Below are 19,936 nucleotides of genomic sequence, written 5' to 3'. Positions count from 1 at the left end.
ATGCCCTCTATTTACCCACGCCGCCAACTGTGAAAACGCTCAACCCAGGAGAGTAGTTTTTCCGGAGTGTGTGCCCTTTTCCATGCGCCAGCTGCATATTTATTGGCTTCGAACAGTGTTGGATAGATATGAATGGTTCCAAGTATTTTGTTCAGACCGAAACCATGCTTCATCGCAGAAGTAAATTCACCGATCAATTCACCTGCATTCTCACCCACAATTGTTGCACCCAGCACTCTATCCTTCCCCGGTGGGGTCAATACTTTGACCATACCGGAGGTCTCCCCTTCGGCTATCGCCCGATCCAGCTCTGAAAGGTCAAATTTAGTTACCTCATATTCGATGCCCTGCTGATCAGCTTCCAGCTCATTGAGTCCTACACGGGCTACCTCCGGATCGGTGAAGGTTGCAAAGGGAATCACCGAGTAGTCCACCTTGAATCGTCGAAACAGACCAAACAGGCTATTTACCGCGGCATACCAGGCCTGGTGTGCCGCAGTGTGAGTAAACTGATAGGGACCCGCCACATCACCACAGGCATAGATCGATGGTATGGAGGTTTGCAGATACTCATCTGTCTGCAAAGTGCCATTGGGGTTAAGCGCCAGATTCAACGCCTCCAGGCCGAACCCGTTGGTATTTGGTTTACGCCCTACAGCAACCAGGACCTGATCAAAGGTTACATTAACCGACTCCCCCTGATAGTCACAGATAAGCACGTTCTCTCCCTGCTCCTGAATGAATTCAACCGCTTTGTGTCCGACCAGAAGCTGAATGCCCTCCTCCTGGAAGCGCTGTGCAACGAGATCTGCCACATCCTCATCCTCTCTGATCATCAATCTTGGCATCATCTCTACAATGGTGACCTGACTACCGAAGCGAGCGAATGCCTGGGAGAGTTCACAGCCAATGGGACCACCACCGAGCACCAGTAACCGCTTGGGTCGCTCTCGCAGCTGCCAAAGATTATCTGACGTCAAATAGTCGATTGCATCGATACCTTTGATTGGTGGTACAAAGGGTCTGGCGCCAGTAGCGACAATAATATTTGGCGTACGAAATTCAATGCCATTCACTTCAACACTGTAGGGTGAGGTAATTCGAGCGTCCCCCTCAACTACATCCACCCCAAGCTTGGTATAACGCTCTACTGAATCGTGGGGTTCAACCTGCTTCACCACCCGATCTACCCGTTGCATAACCTCACTGAATTCGTACTTCACATCAATAGAGTCGAATCCCCACTCTTTCGCACGTCTGGACTGATTGAGGATTCGGGAGCTACGAATCAACGCCTTCGAGGGAACACACCCTGTATTCAGGCAATCCCCGCCCATCTTGTGTTTCTCGATCAATGTTACTTTGGATTTAACCGCTGCTGCGATATAAGCAGAGACCAGACCTGCTGAACCACCACCTATAACCACTAAATTACGATCGAATACTTTAGGACGCTCCCATCCTTTGAGTGCCTGTCTCTGCTTGATGATCGCCACGATTTTTTTCGCCAGCAATGGAAACAAGCCCAGTAGCACAAACGAGCCAATCAAGCCTGGAGAGAGAATCCCAGAGGCGCTTTCAATAGTTGCCAATTGTGTGCCAGCGTTAACATAGACAATCGTTCCTGCCAACATACCGAGCTGACTGACCCAGTAAAAAGTCCAGCTGCGTAAAGGCGTTAAACCCATCAGCAAATTGATTATAAAAAATGGAAAGATGGGTACCAGACGCAAGGTAAACAGATAGAAAGCGCCATCTTTCTCAATACCCTCGTTAATTGCCTTCAGTCGCTCTCCATATCTTGCCTGGACACTGTCCCTCAGCAAAAACCGGGCAATCAAAAATGCCAATGTGGCTCCAATCGTAGACGCAAATGAGACCAACACCAAACCCCAGAGAAACCCAAACACTGCGCCCACTGCTAAAGTCATGATTGCCGCCCCAGGCAGTGACAATGCAGTGACTGCAATATAGACCACAAAGAAGCTGATACTTGCCAGCAGAGGCTGAGCCTCTCTCCAGGAGACAATGGCATCCCGCTGCGACTTTAAATACTCAAGGGTCAAATATCGATCGAGATCGAATACAAAAAAGAGGATCACTGCAACAGCAATAACCAGAAAGAGTGCAAGCTTGCGTGAGTTCATACGACCAATTCCTAATCAGCATTGATTTTTGTTATAGAACTACGCTTCAGCCTAGCAGATGGATTCACATTTAGTATCTGACAGGAATGGCACTTACTAACCTGGCCATAACTATTCCGTAACACAACGGACTGTCATGATGCCAAATTGGTTAGGGGCTATATGAATGGCTTCAGGTCACACAGAGGGCACAAGCATTTAATAGAGGTGTCCTTAACTCAGTATTGAGCCTCCTACCAATGTATAGCCCAAGAGCTCTTCTTGCGGGGAGCGATCCATGCGTTGATCTGAGCCATTCATGTAACCCTGAGTGTCGGGTTATTGTGGCTAGTAAGGTGAACTTCGGAGGAGACCTCGCTCTTATGGTGCGGCAGGGCCACACCCTACCTCATCACAACACTAATGGCCTAGCGATTTAACCTGGATTCAATAATTCAGCAGGGTGAAGAGTGCTTGTGATAGTGCAAGGATTCTGGCAGCGTGAGGCATGCATCCCTTCGTAGCGAGCAGAAGCAAGGAATATTACATGCTTATTTAGTGAGAAAATATTACAGGAGCCACCCCACGACAGGGTAAAAACTTTTTTCTTCTTCTCTTATACTCTCTTCTTTTAAAAATCTGCTTACTACCTACCATCCCAGAATTTTTCGTATGGCATGTGCTAGAGAGAGGAGAATTATAATATACCAAATTTCTTTGCCTGAACTTTTTGGCAGATTATCCGGTATATCCGAAACAGTTATTGTATCCCTGTGACGATACCCTTGAATCCAAAGAACTATTGTTGGAACCCCAGCGAACCCAATTAGATACAATAACGAAGTGAGGCTATAAAATATGATCGGGTCACCCTGGAATGTATTGTTTAAGATAGCGAAAGTACTAACTATTGCCAGACTGAAAACAAGGATCGCCCCGAGGATAAAAAAAACTATAAACCGAATCGGATGGGGATGTCTTGCTGCATTGTAGTAGTGCCTGAGATACCCCAGGTAGTGGTATTGACGGAAACGCTCAAAGTAACCTTTTAGGGCCTGACTCATGAGGAGCGCCCCAATTCAACATCGATCAGATCATGTTCAAGGTTGTACTTTTCCATTGTTACTACCAAACCAATCACTGTAATAATCGCTTGCCGTATCTTGAATATCATTTACTACTTGTGAGCCTAATTCGACCGCAGAATCGATTGTATCCAGGCCTATCTCCACACCGGATTGTACGACAGGCGCGACAGAATTATCGATAAAATCATCAAACTGTTGATCAGTCCCTGTAGATTTGTAGGCTGATTCTGCAACCATACCAGCAGAGGTCGCTGCTACTATTGCCCCAGGTCCGGTCAACGATGTACCCAGACCGACAAAGGCACCAGTTGTCACTCCAACAATAGCATTATCAACAGTTTTAACCGCCCCAACAATACCTGCTGTTATCTGTTCTGCGGTTGTTGCATTCTCATCCAGCTTGGATATTTCTGAAACAGAGCCTATGACTGGCCCGGCCACCATACCGACCACCCCGGCTTTTTTAGCTACAGATTCTGCCAAGTCGATACTCTTGGAGACTTTACTGAGATCATTGGCTAATTTGTTACCGATTACAGATTTGTCACTTAGAACCTGGTTTCTGGCCGCAATGGTTTTATCGACATCATATTCAACCGCATCCGGGTGAATTGACCCTTTCAAGCCACCCGGTTTATTCGCATCCCGTAGCGTTTCGGCTTTAGCCATTTGCGCCGGGTCTTTACTTGCTTCCAACCGCTCGATTGCATGCTCCACAGGCCCCTGTATTGTTTTTTGCTGCACATGAGTTGCTACTGCAGTCACGGCAGCTGTGCTTACTGTCATTACATTGCCTGCAATGTCCGAGGCTCGACTAGTTTTGCCTTGATCACTAGCTGCCTGTTTGTCTTTGGGTGATTTCGCACTGTTATCAGCCAATGCATCTGTCGTGGTCGATGAATTGAGCGCTGAGCCCAACGGTGTTGTTGAATCTTTCAAGCCATCTTCTGTAGTTGGACTGTTAGCAAGTTGTTCACCTGTTGTGAGAGAGTCCGATAGAGAGCTGCTGCCAGACAAGCCGTCACCAAGCGAGGAACCGGACTCGGATCCACCTACATCTGATCCACCACCCATTGAGCCTGTTGAGCCACCGCCACCAACACCACCAGCTGAATCAGTCATTATCATTAACTCCCTTTAGACACAGTCACAAGACAACACCAGAACAATCAGTCAGTCATAGTTATCTTTGCTAACCATGCGCTCACCTTTTCGAGCGTTCAATATAGCAATTACTTAACACCATTCGATACTAGTGATAACCCTAGTGGGCTGCTCTGTATATTCAGCAACCCTCAGCTGAACCAATACCACTGCATCGATGAATGTGTAGTTGTCCATCGTCAATACCTGGCTGAAACTTGATCTGTCCCAGGGTATGCCATTGTCGTAGTAGTCGTAGCTGACCAGGTCATACTTAACCAGACCGCTTGAGATTGAGGCATCTGCCGGAGCGTAGGCAGCCAGTTTATCGGAAAGATTATCAACATGGATGTAGATCGATTGCAGATTTTCTGCATGATCAACAACGAAGCGGTAGTCATCATTATTGAAATTCCCCATGTGCTGAATACTACTCACTGTGCCATCAGCTGGAGAGTAGACATCAATCTCAATGGATTCATTCTCACCAAAATCCGGCGCCACATAGTATTGATGATCGATTGGCGTAACGTGATTGCCATTGCCGCTTTTGCTGGAGCACAAAACAGGTCATGGCCTGATGATGCAGTTCAGTGGTTTTTATCCTCCGATTAAGATGGGTTGCCCTTCCCTCCCCAGCAGGCGTTACTTCAGTGCGGCATTTGCTGTTAGGGGCGACAAAATCGTTTGGAACGATTCCGAACAGCCGAAGGCTGGCACGTAGGGTGAGGGCAGTAAGCCCATAATAATACGCAGTGGAATCGGGGCAGGTTAACTCGTGGCTTGGGTACCAGCGTCACCAGCTTGGACATGAAGTCCAGCTGCTCAAAGATGACATGCATCGTGCCATCGTTGTAGGCTATTTTGATATCCCTTATTGTCATCAGGCGCTTATTTCTCTACTCTCCGCTTGCGTCAATTGCCAAATAGCTTGATTGGATTTTGCGCGATTTATCAGTGATTCCGCTGTATCACCATTCCTTAGGTGTGCACAGCGCGCTTGTATGGTCACGCCTTTTGTTACACCGTAATCCATCCTGTTTAGGCTGGACTTCAGGCGACAGGCAATCTCATCCAGTGTGTTGTGATCTGTTCTAGGTAATATAATGATAAATTCTCCCGTCCCCCAGCGGGAGAGAAGATCAACTTTTCGTAAGACTTGATTTACTGTTTGAGTGATCTCACGAAATAGCCATCGAAGCACTTGTCGTTCATGGTTTTCTATTATGAAATCCTCCCCTTCAATTCTGAGAATTATCAAGCAGAGTTGTTCCTCATATCGATGTGCTTTATCTGCGGTAAAGTCCAACAACTTTTGAATAAATGTGGCGCTATAAAGGCCAGTCACTTCATCTTGATAGGATAGATCATAAGGCATATGCAGCAGTCGACCTGCGATGGTTGTAGAGAGATTTTCATGGAAGCGGGATGCGATGCGGGGAAAGAGCCGAGCGATCCGGTGAATGCTATGCCATCTGAATGACAGGGCCTGCACCTTTCCAACAGCTACAACATCAGCCTGACGTTGACGGTTGGAAACCAGGGATGTTACGCCAAATACGCCACCGGGTTGATAAGTGGTGACATGAAAGGTGGAGCCATCACGACGTGTATGCCAAACCTCAGCCTCTCCCTTCAGTAATACCAGCATGGTATCGTAGTTCATCCCCTGCTGTAGAATCGCTTCATCTGGCTGATACTCTCTGATCCGACTAAGGGCGACCAGTTTTCTTACCTGCCAGGGTCGCATTCCTTTGAACAGCGGGCACTTATCAAGTACATCTCGCCTCAAGTGAAGCGAGAGTACACTCCATACTGATATAAGTCGTGTATTGCGGAGCATTAAAGGGATCAATATAAAAGTTCCAACCAGTGCAAGACACATGACTATGGCACTCAACAGTCCAAACATTGACACCGGTGGGAAGTTCGAAAAGGTCAGCGTGAGAAAACCTGCAGCAAGCGCCAGTGCCGTGGCCATGATCGGCGTTGACTCCTGTTGGATGACCTGGAGTAGTGCATCTGACTCAGAGCGAAAATCGATCGCCAAGCGTTGGTATCGCACCATGAAATGCATGGTGTGATCAACACAGATACCCAGGGCGATGGCGCCAACCATGGTTGTGCCGGTATCTAGTGCAATGCCAGTCATGCCCATGATGCCGAACAGCACCACAATAGGAAATGCATTGGCGACTACAGCGATGATGCCTGCCTTCAGATTCATGAACAGCAAGGCTACCAGCAAAAAGATTACCAACAGCATCAGGATCAGTGATTTCGCCTGACCATCAGCCATGTGATCCACTGCCTGGCTGTTGAGATAACTGCCACCGGTGATGGTGATTTTCAGCGTCGGATCCATCCACTCACCCGCATAGGTTTTTATCTCATCAACCACTGCATTCAGTTGGTAGGAAGAGCCGATTGCGTGACGTACCAGTATGCGTGCCTGGCTGTAGTCTGCCGAGACAAAACTTGCAGCGTTCTCATGATCCAACAGGGACATATACTCTTTGACGACTTCGTTACGTGCTGGGAGGTAGATGGTGCCTGGCCACTCATTGTCGATACCGCTGTGAACCACTGCAATGAAATCGGCAAAGGAGAAGCTTTTGTCAAATTGCCCCGTCTCTTCCAGATAATCCTGTAATCTACGCAGTTCCTCAAGATAGGGTACCTGCAGAAAGGTGCCCTGGGTGCCACTCAAAACGATAGAAAGGGCCTGCATTCCCGATAGATTCTGATGTAACAGTTCGGTCTGTTCCGGTAGCTCTGATTGTTCGGTAAAGTAGTCCATTACGTTATTGTTGATCGTGATCTGGGTTGCCCAGATCAGACAGACCGACATCAAAAGCAGAATTGAGCTGATGATGACTTTCGGATAGCGTGATAGTTGTTGAAAAAGGTGGGAGGAAAATTGCGCATAGGGGCGCTGAGTGGCTGATAGGGTGTTTAGTCCGGAATCACTGGCCAACTGCAGACTGGCGGGAACCAGGGTGATGGTAATCAGAAAGTTGATTGCCAGTCCGAGGGCGCTGATCAAGCCAAACTGCTGTAATAGGTCAATGCGATTAAGGGAAATTGAAAGAAAACCCAGTGCTGTTGTTGCAAAAGTCAGAAGGATGGCCATGCCCATATATTTTGCCATCAGACTGAGTGCCAATTGATTGCTTTTGCCCTTTCGCAGCGCTGCCTGATACTCTGACAGCAAATGAATATCCTCAGTTGAGCCCACAATAATCAGCAGCACCGGTACAATCGAGGTCATAACATTCACCGGTATGCCAAGGGCTGCCATCAAGCCGAGGATCCAAATTATACTCATGCCTGCAGTGAGTAGAGGTATCAGGGGGGCTTTCCAGTTACCTAGGGTGATAGCCAGGGTGGTAATCAATACCACCAGGGCAAGCGGTAGAATCAGTAGCTGGTCAGAACGGATCTGTTCGGAGATGGCGGAGCGGATCGATGGATCTCCCAAGTGAAAAGCTTTGCGAAAACGTTTTTGCAGTGGCTCGATCGCCTGATCCAAGGCCAGCGCAACCTGTTCATCGAAACCGCGATGGTAGTTCTCCATATCGAAAAACAGGTTGATCGCCATGACACTACCACTGGCAGAGAGGAGGTTTCTTTCGATTAACGGATTGAGCAGTGCGGCCTCTATCAGCAGCGCTGCGTCTTGCCGGGTCTCTGGAATGGAACTTAGGTAAGGATCAGTATGAATATAGCCATCAACTGTACGCAGATAGCGTACGGAGAAGAGGCTGACTGTTCGTGTCACCTGAGGAATTTTCTCAATGCGCTTCAATACCTGGCTTATTGCGCTAAGATTTTCAGCTTCAAACAGATTCGGGTCTTCAAGGTAGATGATGGTGACATTCTCGCTGCCGAAGGTCTTCATGGTGCGTTGGTAGTCGACCAGTGCAGGAGGATTGTCGATCATCATGCCTTCAGCAGCGATCTCTACATTGAGATTCGGTAGACGGGTGAGGGCGAGAATCGTTATGCAGCAGAGTGCTGCGATTACCCAGGCAGGATGTCGTGCAGCTGATAAGATGATTTTGCTCATGAGGAGTGTTCCCGAATCCGCCGGCAGGTCTATATCCACAGACCAGCTGAGTGGATTGAATTACCTCAATCAAAATGCGCTTTTTGTTACACCCCACTGCTTTTGAGTATGTCAATCAAGCATAGCTAATTATAGTCCGTTGAGAAGAGCGCTTTGTTGTACGAATTCCATATACAATTTATGGATATATTGTTCAATTCGATAAGGGAGAGATCATCCTTGGCAATTATCGAATCTGCGCTCTTCCTCTGCCTTTCTGACCCTCCAGCTTGCTTTAGGCAACAAGCCATCAGGCAACCTATCCTTTTGTGGCTTGCTGTGTAGAGAGGCGTGAAGGTACTTGTAGATCTCCGGCGACATGGAGTCTATCTTGGTGGCGCAGGATATACACTTCTCCACCATGGGTAGACAAATGGATTCACAATTGGCATCTGATTGGAATGACACTAACTAAGGAGGGCTCACTCTTATGGTGCGGCAGGGCCGCACCCTACTTCACCACATCGCTATTTATCTAAGAAGCTCATTGTAACTGAACAAAGTTACACTTTTTTTGGCGCCAGGATCAGAGTAATGCGAGACATGCATTCCTTCGTAACAAGCGGGAAAAAAGTAACGCTTAACTAGCGTTAAAAAAATTTAGTATTGTAGTCAATCGGTTTTTCGTCAAACAATTCGAAGAACACAGTTTTTTCTTGAAAGCCTACGGTTCTTGTGTAGAGATAGTATTTTATTCCATTCTTCTCTGCACTATCAGCAAAGCGTATTTGGTCTGCTGCAAAATCAAATCCACAGTCATTATCAGTACAAGCAGTGATAACTATTAACAATAAAGAAAATAAAAAGAGCTTCAAGGCACCATCTCCAAACCTCTGTCCATTTTGCATGATAGTTAAACGGCTCAGCTATCCTTAAACCAGAATCCATGTATTCTGACAACCCATCTGGTAGCTTTAGAATCAAACTTTCATTTAAAAACAGATCGGAAATCTTACTCCCCTTAGAATAGGGTTCAAAGTCGTATACGTTATCAATCTGATTATTTTCTGCTAAATCTTTAATATGGGATTTCATAGCATCCATAGTGTCATTTACGACCACTGACTCTTTATAAGGCTCAGAATCCATCTCAAGTGGTTCCCCACCACCACTGACATAATGATCTGCGAGCGCTGCCGCCTCCGGCATACCTTTTGCCAATCCTCCCCATCCAAATGCTTCATAGAGCTCTTTTAGAAACTCTTTTTCATCGTCATTAAACTGAATTTTGGCTTGAGCTTTTTCATTCAAATAATCAACAGCATCCTGCATTGCGCTCAGATTACTTTTGCTACCGAACGCAGAGGGAAGTCGGGGATAACCATAATAAGTCATGGGCCAACATCTCGCCGCCAAAATGCACCGTTACTAAGTTGTAGATCCTAGCTGGTCTGTTTTGTTCGACAATCTGTCTGGCCCAGTAACTTATCTAGATACTTATTTGTTGATCAGACTGGCATGAGCTGCCGCCAATCTGGCGACCGGCACTCGTGGCGCAGAGCAGGAGACATAGTTCAACCCCGCTCTATGGCAGAACTCGATGGAGCTTGGATGCCCGCCATGTTCGCCGCAGATACCTACACTGAGGTCTGTCTTTTTCTGACGTCCCCACTCCACTGCCAGCTTCATCAGTTTCCCAACACCTTTCTCATCGAGCACTTCAAAGGGGTTGTCTTTGAGTATGTCGTTCTGGTTGTACATCGGCAGAAACTTATTCTCAGCATCCTCACGAGAAAAAGAGAAGGTCGCCTGGGTCAGATCGTTTGTGCCAAATGAGAAAAACTCCGCTTCATCCGCCAGTGAGTCCGCCCGCATACAGGCCCGAACAACCTCAATCATAGTGCCAAAAAGGAAATTGAGTTTTTGTCCCGATTTCTCCTCCACATCTCTACGAATCTCATCCACCATCTGTTTAACCCGTTTCAGCTCTTCAACGGTACATACCTGGGGCACCATAATTTGCGGATGCACTTCGAGATCTTTGGCGGCACATTCCGCCGTTGCCTCAAGGATTGCCCGGATCTGCATACCGTAAATCTCAGGGAAGGTGATGCCTAACCGAACTCCACGATGACCCAACATGGGATTAGTTTCAGTCAGGGCCCGAACCTTGCGTAGCATGGTCTCCTTCTTTTCAATCGCCTTCTCGACCAGACTCTCATCTACAAGGTGACGTAGAGAGTCAGCCTCTTGTTTGGCATGCTCAGGATCCTGTAACAGCATCATGCTGCCGGCAAGGACATTCATGCCGCGAACTGAGTTGCGCAGATGATGTAACTCTTCCAGGTCAAGCAGCAACTGCTGCTCTGATGGCAGGAACTCGTGGATAGGGGGATCGAGCAGACGAATAGTCACTGGTCTGGGAGACATAACCTCCAGAATCGACTTGAAATCGCCTCGTTGCATTGGCAGTAGTTTATCCAATGCAGCCTGACGCTGCTCAGGGGTTTCCGCCACGATCATTTCTATCACCACCGGCAAACGGTCAACTGCATTGAACATGCGCTCGGTACGGCAAAGTCCAATGCCCATGGCGCCATATTTTAGTGCGCGTTTGGCATCCGTCTCGGTATCCGCATTGGTCATCACCCTCAGATAGGCAACCTCATCGGCCCAACGTAGTAGTCGGTTCAGTTCCTCGGTAAAATCGGGCTCGACCATTGGGATCTTGCCCAGATAGACGTTGCCACTGCTGCCATCGATAGTGATCATGTCCCCTTCGCGGATCACAGTACCTTCGGCGATAGCCTCTCGTCTTTGTACATCAACAGTAATGCCTTCTGCACCGGCCACACAGGGTTTACCCATACCACGAGCAACCACAGCTGCGTGGGAAGTCTTACCGCCGCGGCTGGTGAGGATACCCTCCGAGGCGAAAAATCCATGGATATCTTCCGGCTTGGTCTCCTCCCTCAGCAAAATAACTTCCCGCCCCTGATCCTTGCCCATGATTTCAGCCCGATCTGCGTCAAATACTGCAATACCACTTGCCGCACCAGGAGAGGCTGGTAGCCCCTGGGCAATGGCCTCAGCCTTTACATCATTGTTAAGGCGAGGATAGAGCATCTGTTCAAGATAGGCAGGATCGATACGCAACAAAGCCTGTTCACGACTGATCAACTCCTCTTCAACCATCTCTACAGAGGTGCGTACCATTGCGGTCGCATTCATCTTGCCATGGCGGGTCTGCAGACAGTAGAGGGTGCCGCGTTCGATGGTAAATTCAAAATCCTGTACCTCCTTGTAGTGCTCTTCCAGCTTTTGGCGCAACTCTTCCAGTTGCTTCGCCATCTCCGGCATCTCTTCGTCCAGACGGGCGATCGGTTTAGGTGTTCGGATACCGGCAACCACATCCTCGCCTTGTGCGTTTACCAGATATTCACCAAAAAGTTTATTCTCACCAGTACCCGGATTTCGGGTAAAGGCCACACCTGTCGCAGAATCATTACCTCGATTACCAAATACCATGGTACAGACATTGACCGCAGTGCCATTTGCCATTTCCGGGGTAATATTGAATTGTCGGCGGTAATCGACCGCTCGCTTACCCATCCAAGAGCCAAAAACGGCTTTGATTGAGATCTCCAGCTGCTCATAGGGATCCTCTGGAAAGGGGCGCCCGGTCTCTTGTTCAAAGACCTTGAGAAAACGTTCACTGATCTCTTTCAAATCATCAGCAGACAAGCCCACATCCTCATTGACACGGGCATTTTGCTTGACTTCATCAAACTCTTTATCAAAGGCCTCATCGGATACACCCAAGGCAACTTTGCCAAATAGCTGAATGAATCGACGATAGGCGTCATAGCCAAATCGTGGGTCACCCGTCTGTTCAATTACCCCTTCAAGGGTTTTGCTATTCAGACCCAGGTTAAGAATCGTATCCATCATCCCCGGCATCGACATGGCAGAACCTGAGCGTACGGAGACCAACAGCGGATTGGCAGGGTCACCGAACCCTTTACCAGTGGACTTCTCGACCTGACGCATATTTGACTGCACATCGTCCATCAATGTACCGGGAAGCGTTTTTTCCTCGTTCGCCAGAAAGTCTAGACAGGCTTGCGTGCTGATTACGAAACCAGGAGGAACATTTAACCCGAACTGGGTCATCTCGCAGAGGTTTGCTCCTTTACCACCGAGCAGTTTTTTGTTTTTACCGTCGCCCTCATGAAATGCAAAGACATGTCTTGTTTGACTCATGGTGTCGTTCTCCCCTGGGTATTTTATCGAGTCCGGATTAGTATTTTTTGTAAGTCCGGTGTTTATTTAGTTTCAGGCGATTGATCAATCGCGTGCTAAAGCTTTTATCTGCCTATGAGACTAACTGGGTGGCGTAGTTTTCATTTTTTGATCACCTCACTGTTTGAGATCAAGCAGGTTATGTACTCCACTTCACATCAAGGTCATGTTCGCTACAGCAGGTCTGAATTGAGAATCTGGAAATCAGCGGGGTGACAAACATACCCTTGCTCCTCATAAGGAGGCTTGGCGAGAAAACCACCCTCGTTTCTGGGTCTCCCATTGACCAAAACCATTATTGTAGTCTGAACACTACCTATTATGGCGTCAGGTAAATATAATACTCCCTTTTTGCTGCTTAGCCATTAAGAGATCCATGGAAAAAACTTACAACCCTCACGCCATTGAACAACGCTGGTATCAGACTTGGGAAGCGCGCGGTTACTTCTCTCCGAAAAAGAGAGACGGTGATAGCTACTGCATCATGATCCCCCCACCCAATGTCACCGGCAGTCTGCATATGGGCCATGGATTCAACAACACCATCATGGATACCCTGATCCGCTACCACCGCATGAAGGGCGACCAGACCCTGTGGCAACCTGGTACTGACCATGCAGGTATCGCTACTCAGATGGTTGTGGAGCGCCAGCTTGAGGCGAAACAGAAAAAACGTCACGACCTGGGGCGGGAAAAATTCATTGAGCGCATCTGGGAGTGGAAAAAAGAGTCTGGCGGCAATATAACCCGCCAACTGCGCCGCCTCGGCTCCTCCCTGGATTGGGAGCATGAGCGCTTCACCATGGATGATGGGCTCTCGGATGCAGTCAAGGAGGTCTTCGTCAGACTCTATGAAGAGGGCCTGATCTATCGTGGAAAGCGCCTGGTCAACTGGGATCCAAAACTGCATACAGCAGTTTCTGATCTCGAGGTACTCTCCGAGGAAGAGAACGGCCACATGTGGCATATGCGTTACCCGCTCACCAATGGACAGGGTCATCTGATCGTCGCCACCACCCGCCCAGAGACCCTGCTCGGGGACTGCGCAGTGGCAGTCAACCCAAACGACGAACGATATAAACATATGATCGGTGAACTCCTGGAACTGCCACTGACCGGTCGCCGTATTCCAATTATTGCCGATGAAGAGCATGTCGATCCAGAGTTCGGTACCGGCTGCGTCAAGATCACTCCAGCCCATGACTTCAACGATTATGCGGTCTGGCAGCGCCACCGGGATGAGGTAAGTATCAGTAAACAGGCTCATGGTGGCCTGATCAATATCTTCACCATCGATGCTGCAATTCGGCAAAATGAGGAGGAAGAAGGCGCACTGATTCCTGAGAAATATATCGGTCTTGACCGATATGAGGCTCGTAAAGTAATGGTTGCTGATCTCGAGGCTCAGGGTCTTCTTGAAAAGATCGATGATCACAAATTAATGGTTCCCAGGGGAGATCGCTCTGGTGCTGTTATCGAGCCTTTTCTTACCGATCAGTGGTACGTCAAGATTGCTCCTCTGGCCAAGCCGGCCATTGAGGCCGTTGAGAGTGGCAAGATCCGTTTTGTACCCGACAACTGGAAGAACACCTACTACGAGTGGATGCGTAACATCCAGGATTGGTGCATCAGCCGTCAAATATGGTGGGGACACCGCATACCAGCCTGGTATGACGATGAAGGCAATGTCTATGTAGGCCGCTCAGAAACAGAAGTCAGAAGCCAGCACAATCTTGCAGATGACTATCCACTGCGACAGGATGAGGATGTGCTCGATACCTGGTTCAGTTCCGCGCTGTGGCCTTTCTCCACGCTGGGTTGGCCGGAAGAGACTGAACGCCTGAAGGATTTCTATCCTACCAATGTTCTGGTAACCGGCTTCGATATCATATTCTTCTGGGTGGCCCGGATGATTATGATGGGCTTGAAGTTTATGGATGATGTGCCATTCAAAGAGGTCTATGTACATGGCCTGGTGCGGGATGGCGAGGGCAACAAAATGTCCAAGTCCAAGGGCAATGTGCTCGACCCAATCGATGTAATTGATGGCATCGACCTGGAATCACTGGTCAGCAAGCGGACCAGCGGCATGATGCAGCCTCATCTGGCTGAAAAGATCGAAAAAATGACGCGTAAGAGTATTCCGGACGGTATTCCTGCCTACGGCACCGATGCCATGCGTTTCACCTTTGCTGCATTGGCCGCCACAGGACGTGATATCAAACTCGATATGGGCCGAATCGAAGGCTATCGCAACTTCTGCAACAAACTATGGAATGCCGCCCGCTATGTGATGATGAACGTGGAGGGTCAGGACTGCGGAATCAGTGAGATAAAAGCAGGCCATTCAATGCTTCCCACCTCGCTAGAGCGCTCTCTGGCGGATCGCTGGATTCTCTCCCGTCTGCAAAAGACCAAACAGGCAGTCGCTGATGCCATCGATGGCTATCGTTTCGACCATGCCGCTCAGGCGATCTATGAGTTCACCTGGAACGAGTACTGTGACTGGTACCTGGAACTTTGTAAGCCGGTACTCAACAATGATCAGGCATCTGAAGAGGCCAAACGGGGAACCCGTCGTACTCTGGTCAGGGTTTTGGAAAACCTGCTTCGTCTCACCCACCCGGTTATGCCCTTTATTACAGAAGAGATCTGGCAGCGAATAGCGCCTATTGCTGGTGTGATTCCAGCTTCCAAGGGGAGTGACAATCCCGCCGATTCGTCAGAAACGATTATGAATCAGCCCTTCCCTACTTCCCGCAACTCATTGATTGATGAAGAGGCGGAAACTGAGATGGCTTGGGTAATGCAATTCATCCTCGGAATTCGCAAAATCAAAGGTGAAATGAATATCTCACCCGGTAAGCCGGTACCGGTATTGCTAGCCAATGCCAACGACAATGACCAGATCCTGGCTGAACGACATCGCCCATTTCTCGATTTTCTGGCGAAAACCCAATCTATTGAGGTCCTTGGCCCGGAAGATACAGAACCCGAATCCGCCACTGCACTGGTGGGTGAGATGAAAGTTTTGATACCTCTCGCAGGCCTGATCGATAAAGGGGCGGAGATTAAGCGTCTGGAAAAAGAGATCACTCGTCTGCAAAACGATGCTGACCGGACAGAGAAGAAGCTGTCGAATCCCAATTTTGTTGATAAGGCACCCGAGGCAGTGGTTCAGAAAGAGCGGGATAAACTGGCAGATAGTCTTAAGGCGCTGGAGAGTTTGAAAGCTCAGCTTGAAAAGATTCAACAGCTCTGATGGTATTTTGCAGGACAAACACCCCCTTATAGGGGGGGTGTTGAGCCTGGATTCTGCAGTTGACCGCTAAAAACAGCCACAGACAAACAACGAATTGTAGGGTGCCGGCCCTGCCGCACCAAATCACTATGCTATTGGTAGCATACAGATCTGATTAGAATGGAGCGGTCAACTGATTTTTTTAGGTTCAACGCAGTGGCGTCATGCTATATCGCCTGAGAAAAGCAGCAAAATCCTGTAGTGCATCAACCCCACTGGCCTCCGCCTGAGCGCACCATTGTGTGAGCGCTTCCAGACGTTTCTCATGACTGGAGGTATGTTGCTCCCAGATCTTTTGAAGACGAAGTTTAAACTGGTAGACATTGTCCAGGGCACTATTGTTATCAAGAATATCTCGCAGTTGCTTGCGATCTTTATCACTCAATAACAGAGCATCCCGCCTGACCAGGCGTAAAGCACTGCGATAGAGTCGACGCAGAGGTTTATCAGCCTGGCGAATCTCGGCTCGAAAAACAGGCTTCAAGACCCGTCTACGATAATCACTGAAGAGTTGCAGACGGTTCACTGTCAGCGCCTTGATCGCCTCCATATCGAGCTGCGGCCGCTCTTCCACAAAAGCACGTTTTGGTGCCACTTTGAGGACCTTTGCCAGACGCAGATAAGAGAAGAGCTTGATATAGAACCAGCCCAAATCAAATTCGAACCATCGATTGGATAGTTTAGCCGAACTGCCGAAAGCATGGTGGTTATTATGCAGCTCCTCCCCGCCGATCAATATTCCCCAGGGTAGAATATTTGTCGATGTATTTGGGATTTCAAAATTTCTATAACCCCAGAAATGACCAATGCCATTAATCACTCCAGCAGCCCAGAATGGAATCCAGATCATCTGTATAGCCCAGACAGTTATCCCTGCAGGCCCCAACAAGATAAACTCAACGATAAGCAGCAGTGCTATACCTGAAAAGTTGTAACGCTGATAGATATTCCGCTCCAGCCAATCGTCTGGCGTTCCCTTACCATAACGTTCCAGAGTATCCTGGTTTGAAGCTTCTGTTTTATAGAGTTCTGCTCCCCGCCACAGCACTGTGCTCAACCCTCTGGTCATAGGACTGTGTGGGTCATCCTCAGTTTCACATTTAGCGTGATGTTTACGATGTATCGCTACCCATTCCCGGGTAACCATACCGGTTGTCAGCCACAGCCAGAAACGGAAAAAATGGCTTATGACCGGATGCAGGGTCAGAGCTTTATGGGCCTGATGACGATGCAGAAATACAGTAACCGCTACTATTGTAATATGTGTAAGAGAGAGTGTAAGGATAATAAATTCTATTAGAGATAAATCAAACAACCCATTGAAAATCATTAAAATGCACCTACAGGTGTATGTTGATCCCACCGATAACAGCAGGTAAAAAAAGTGCCACGTTGCGGCCCACTAGACCGATAAATCATCTCCTCCCGTACTGAGAGCACAGGCTATCCCTAGTGTACCAAGGCAAGGAGAGACGCCAAGCCACCACCCGCACCACGTGCCTGGCGGCCAATGGCTTGGTGTCACGCTGTAATCGCGCATTAGTATGGAGCACTACCCTAGTATATAGCTTAAAAATTGATACCTGTTTTTATTTCTTGCCACAAGAAAGAGAGTTTTCAGGTTAAAGAAAGCAATACTGAGACCAACAGGTTAGCGTCGTAATAGGGTTCACTCTTAGGAGTGATCAAGGGTACATCGATTAACTGAATCCCCCATTGGCTCCAGAGTCTGTGCTCTATATCTGCTTTTACAGTGCCACGTCTACTATCCAGCAATACGAAATTCAATAACTGCTCAGGAGCCCCCCCTTCAGGTCGGTGAGCACTAAGAAAGTGCATCAGTTGCAGTAAACTATCATTGAGTGTCATACCAATCTGTTCAGGGTCTTTACCCTGATTTGGAATAAACACTTTAGGGCAATCGTTGGCTGCGATTGCACCACCGACCCCCTGTGGTAGCAGATTCGCAACAAGACTGGAGTAAAAACTACCCGGAGGATAGCAAATCAGTTCAGCTTGCTGAATAAGCCTTTGATTCTTCTTGCGTAATTTCACGCTAACCCGCTGATACTCATGCAACGTCTTTGAAAAAGAGAGGTCTGTCACTGGTGAAGTCAGTGGCGCCACCTCCTTTCCGGTCAGCAGATGCTGGCCGACCACCCGTCTCCCATCCTCCAACTCCGCAGCCAGGTGGTAATTGACATTGGCTACAGCACGTACCGTTCCCTGTACTCCAACCAGCTTTTCAAACAGAAAGATCACCGGATCGAGATGTTCATGATTGTTGAGATAGCCACCGGTCAGAATCAGGTTACCGATACTCGCGCCATTCAGATCGAAATCCACCGGCATTGCGTCATAAAAAAAACCGAGCAGATTGCGAATAATACGCTTCATCGGATTAGGAATCGGTTCGATCATCTTATGCCGGCCGCGTATGATCATTTCAAGTTGCTTGATTAGCTCAGACTGTTTAAGGCCAGAGTCGAAACGGTAAGTGAAAAGATTGTAGATCTCTGGATGACCCGTTACGCTCTCATCAGCCAATGCAATCAGGCGACTACGCAGATCACCGATTGAAGGCATATTGAAGGCCTGACGCAGTTTTGCTGAACTTCCTCCTGAATCGAATGGCGTAACCAGATGAATGGAGTTATGGGTGAAGTTTTTTAAAACCCGACTGACCCCATTCAGTGCTGTCCCACCACTGAAAAAGAGTATCCGGGGGCCCAATTCAGGCAACCGCTGATATCGGCTGATTTTAATAGGATCAGGAATAGTTACTGAACGAGTGATTCGAATTTTATTCTGCTTAGTCAAAGTGCCACTCGCTATTAAAGAAAGTATGTAGTGACCTGGTATGGTGTTTCATCCTAGTGTACCTCGTCTTAGATTCTGTACCATTCAGCGAGTCTGGAAGGGGTTAGCCGCGCCCGAAGGAAGTGCCCTTGGGGTGCAAGGTATGCCTTGTAGGGAATGGCCCCTCCCTTGGCAAGAGGCATAACGCCGCGGATAACCCCTTCCAGGCTCGCCTGGAGGGAGCCGCTTCAATACGCCAGCCCTGCGTTGTGGCTCTTGTAAAGGGCCTGCCATTCCCTGCGAGCCACGCCTTGATCTGACGTATTGGAGCGGCTCTGAATGGTACAGAATCTATGACGAGGTACACTAGGGCCTAGATACCTGCCGGCTCGATCAGTTGAGCAAGTGTTTCTGCATTTTTAACAACCACCGCACCACGCCTGGTCTCGACAGCACCCTCTGCCACAAACCCCTGAATCAACCTTGCAATCACTTCACGGGTTGTACCCAGATGTCCACCCAACTCTTGTTGTGTCATACGCAATATACCCTCTTCAGAGGCGTTACTCAGAATGAAGTTGGCCAAACGCTGATCCAGGTTGCAGGCGTGTACCTGCTCCAACTCCTCCATCAAGCGAAACACCAGGGAGGAGAGTGCCTTAACTGTAAGGTCCTGAACAGTCTGTTCAACCTCAAACAATTTACGATAGATGGATCCTGGAATGATATCCACCTCGGTGTTGTCGTCAGTTTCAACCCAGGCAGGATAGCGGAGATCATTGAACAGGCAGTTAAGCGCCAATACACAGGTCTCCCCAGGGCGTAGGAAATAGAGTGTGGCTTCACTTCCCTGTGGGGTATAGGTGAACACCCGTAGACGGCCCCGTGTGACCAGATAGGCGCCTGATACTGCCTGGCCTTTATGGATGACTGATGTGGGACTACGAAAGCGCTTTGTTACAACACCGGTATCAAACAACTTCTTACCGGCTGGGGTAAGATCAAGAAAGGTTTCCGCCACAACTACTCCTATGTTCCTGATGACAACCGGCTACCAATCTGTAGCAACAGAGTGGCAGCGGCAAATGGTAACAGCATCCCCTGACTCCTCCAGGAGAATTCACCAATT

Annotated in this window: 10 protein-coding genes; 1 reads left to right on the top strand and 9 read right to left on the bottom strand. The window is 48.5% G+C overall.

What is annotated here, in order from left to right; genetic code table 11:
- Window positions 1-11: 11 nt before the first annotated feature.
- From lpdA to ppdK, 6 genes are all read right to left on the bottom strand, one after another.
- On the bottom strand, window positions 12-2,147 hold the full coding sequence (lpdA, locus tag AC4IFB_RS10265) for a dihydrolipoyl dehydrogenase (protein ID WP_490780121.1): 2,136 nt from the start codon (window positions 2,145-2,147) through the stop codon (window positions 12-14).
- Window positions 2,148-3,226: 1,079 nt separating this feature from the next.
- Window positions 3,227-4,336, bottom strand: a complete 1,110-nt coding sequence (locus tag AC4IFB_RS10260; protein ID WP_490780120.1) for a hypothetical protein — start codon at window positions 4,334-4,336, stop codon at window positions 3,227-3,229.
- Between the two features lie 114 nt (window positions 4,337-4,450).
- Window positions 4,451-4,921 (bottom strand): hypothetical protein, encoded by a 471-nt coding sequence (locus tag AC4IFB_RS10255; protein ID WP_490780119.1) that lies wholly within the window; start codon window positions 4,919-4,921, stop codon window positions 4,451-4,453.
- Between the two features lie 319 nt (window positions 4,922-5,240).
- Entirely contained in the window at window positions 5,241-8,426 is a 3,186-nt protein-coding gene (locus AC4IFB_RS10250) for an MMPL family transporter (RefSeq protein ID WP_490780118.1), read from the bottom strand.
- Window positions 8,427-9,227: 801 nt separating this feature from the next.
- Window positions 9,228-9,737 carry a hypothetical protein gene (locus AC4IFB_RS10245; RefSeq protein ID WP_490780117.1) on the bottom strand — a complete coding sequence of 170 codons (510 nt, stop codon included), beginning with the start codon at window positions 9,735-9,737 and terminating at the stop codon, window positions 9,228-9,230.
- A gap of 165 nt (window positions 9,738-9,902) precedes the next feature.
- A complete protein-coding gene (gene ppdK / locus AC4IFB_RS10240) occupies window positions 9,903-12,668 on the bottom strand; it encodes a pyruvate, phosphate dikinase (protein WP_490780116.1) in 2,766 nt (921 codons plus the stop codon).
- Between the two features lie 415 nt (window positions 12,669-13,083).
- Between ppdK and AC4IFB_RS10235 the strand changes: the two genes are divergently transcribed.
- Window positions 13,084-15,969: a valine--tRNA ligase gene (locus AC4IFB_RS10235; RefSeq protein ID WP_490780115.1), complete on the top strand. Its 2,886-nt coding sequence runs from the start codon at window positions 13,084-13,086 to the stop codon at window positions 15,967-15,969.
- Window positions 15,970-16,156: 187 nt separating this feature from the next.
- Here AC4IFB_RS10235 and AC4IFB_RS10230 read toward each other — a convergent pair whose 3' ends face one another.
- The 3 genes from AC4IFB_RS10230 to AC4IFB_RS10220 form a co-directional block, all read right to left on the bottom strand.
- Window positions 16,157-17,335 carry a DesA family fatty acid desaturase gene (locus AC4IFB_RS10230; RefSeq protein WP_490778608.1) on the bottom strand — a complete coding sequence of 393 codons (1,179 nt, stop codon included), beginning with the start codon at window positions 17,333-17,335 and terminating at the stop codon, window positions 16,157-16,159.
- Between the two features lie 290 nt (window positions 17,336-17,625).
- Window positions 17,626-18,828 (bottom strand): GAK system CofD-like protein, encoded by a 1,203-nt coding sequence (locus AC4IFB_RS10225; RefSeq protein WP_490780114.1) that lies wholly within the window; start codon window positions 18,826-18,828, stop codon window positions 17,626-17,628.
- Between the two features lie 352 nt (window positions 18,829-19,180).
- Entirely contained in the window at window positions 19,181-19,828 is a 648-nt protein-coding gene (locus tag AC4IFB_RS10220; RefSeq protein ID WP_490780113.1) for a Crp/Fnr family transcriptional regulator, read from the bottom strand.
- Window positions 19,829-19,936: the final 108 nt, after the last annotated feature.

This window comes from Candidatus Thiodiazotropha sp. AKIB8 (assembly GCF_058244675.1).
Note: the sequence above shows the minus strand (reverse complement) of the source record. Positions and strands in the feature narration are given on the sequence as shown.

Excerpts from the sequence above, each read along its gene's own strand:
- AC4IFB_RS10260 (WP_490780120.1), bottom strand. The coding sequence starts at position 4,336 with ATGACTGATTCAGCTGGTGGTGTTGGTGGCGGTGGCTCAACAGGCTCA.
- lpdA (WP_490780121.1), bottom strand. The coding sequence starts at position 2,147 with ATGAACTCACGCAAGCTTGCACTCTTTCTGGTTATTGCTGTTGCAGTG.
- AC4IFB_RS10250 (WP_490780118.1), bottom strand. The coding sequence starts at position 8,426 with ATGAGCAAAATCATCTTATCAGCTGCACGACATCCTGCCTGGGTAATC.
- AC4IFB_RS10245 (WP_490780117.1), bottom strand. The coding sequence starts at position 9,737 with ATGCAGGATGCTGTTGATTATTTGAATGAAAAAGCTCAAGCCAAAATT.
- AC4IFB_RS10235 (WP_490780115.1), top strand. The coding sequence starts at position 13,084 with ATGGAAAAAACTTACAACCCTCACGCCATTGAACAACGCTGGTATCAG.
- ppdK (WP_490780116.1), bottom strand. The coding sequence starts at position 12,668 with ATGAGTCAAACAAGACATGTCTTTGCATTTCATGAGGGCGACGGTAAA.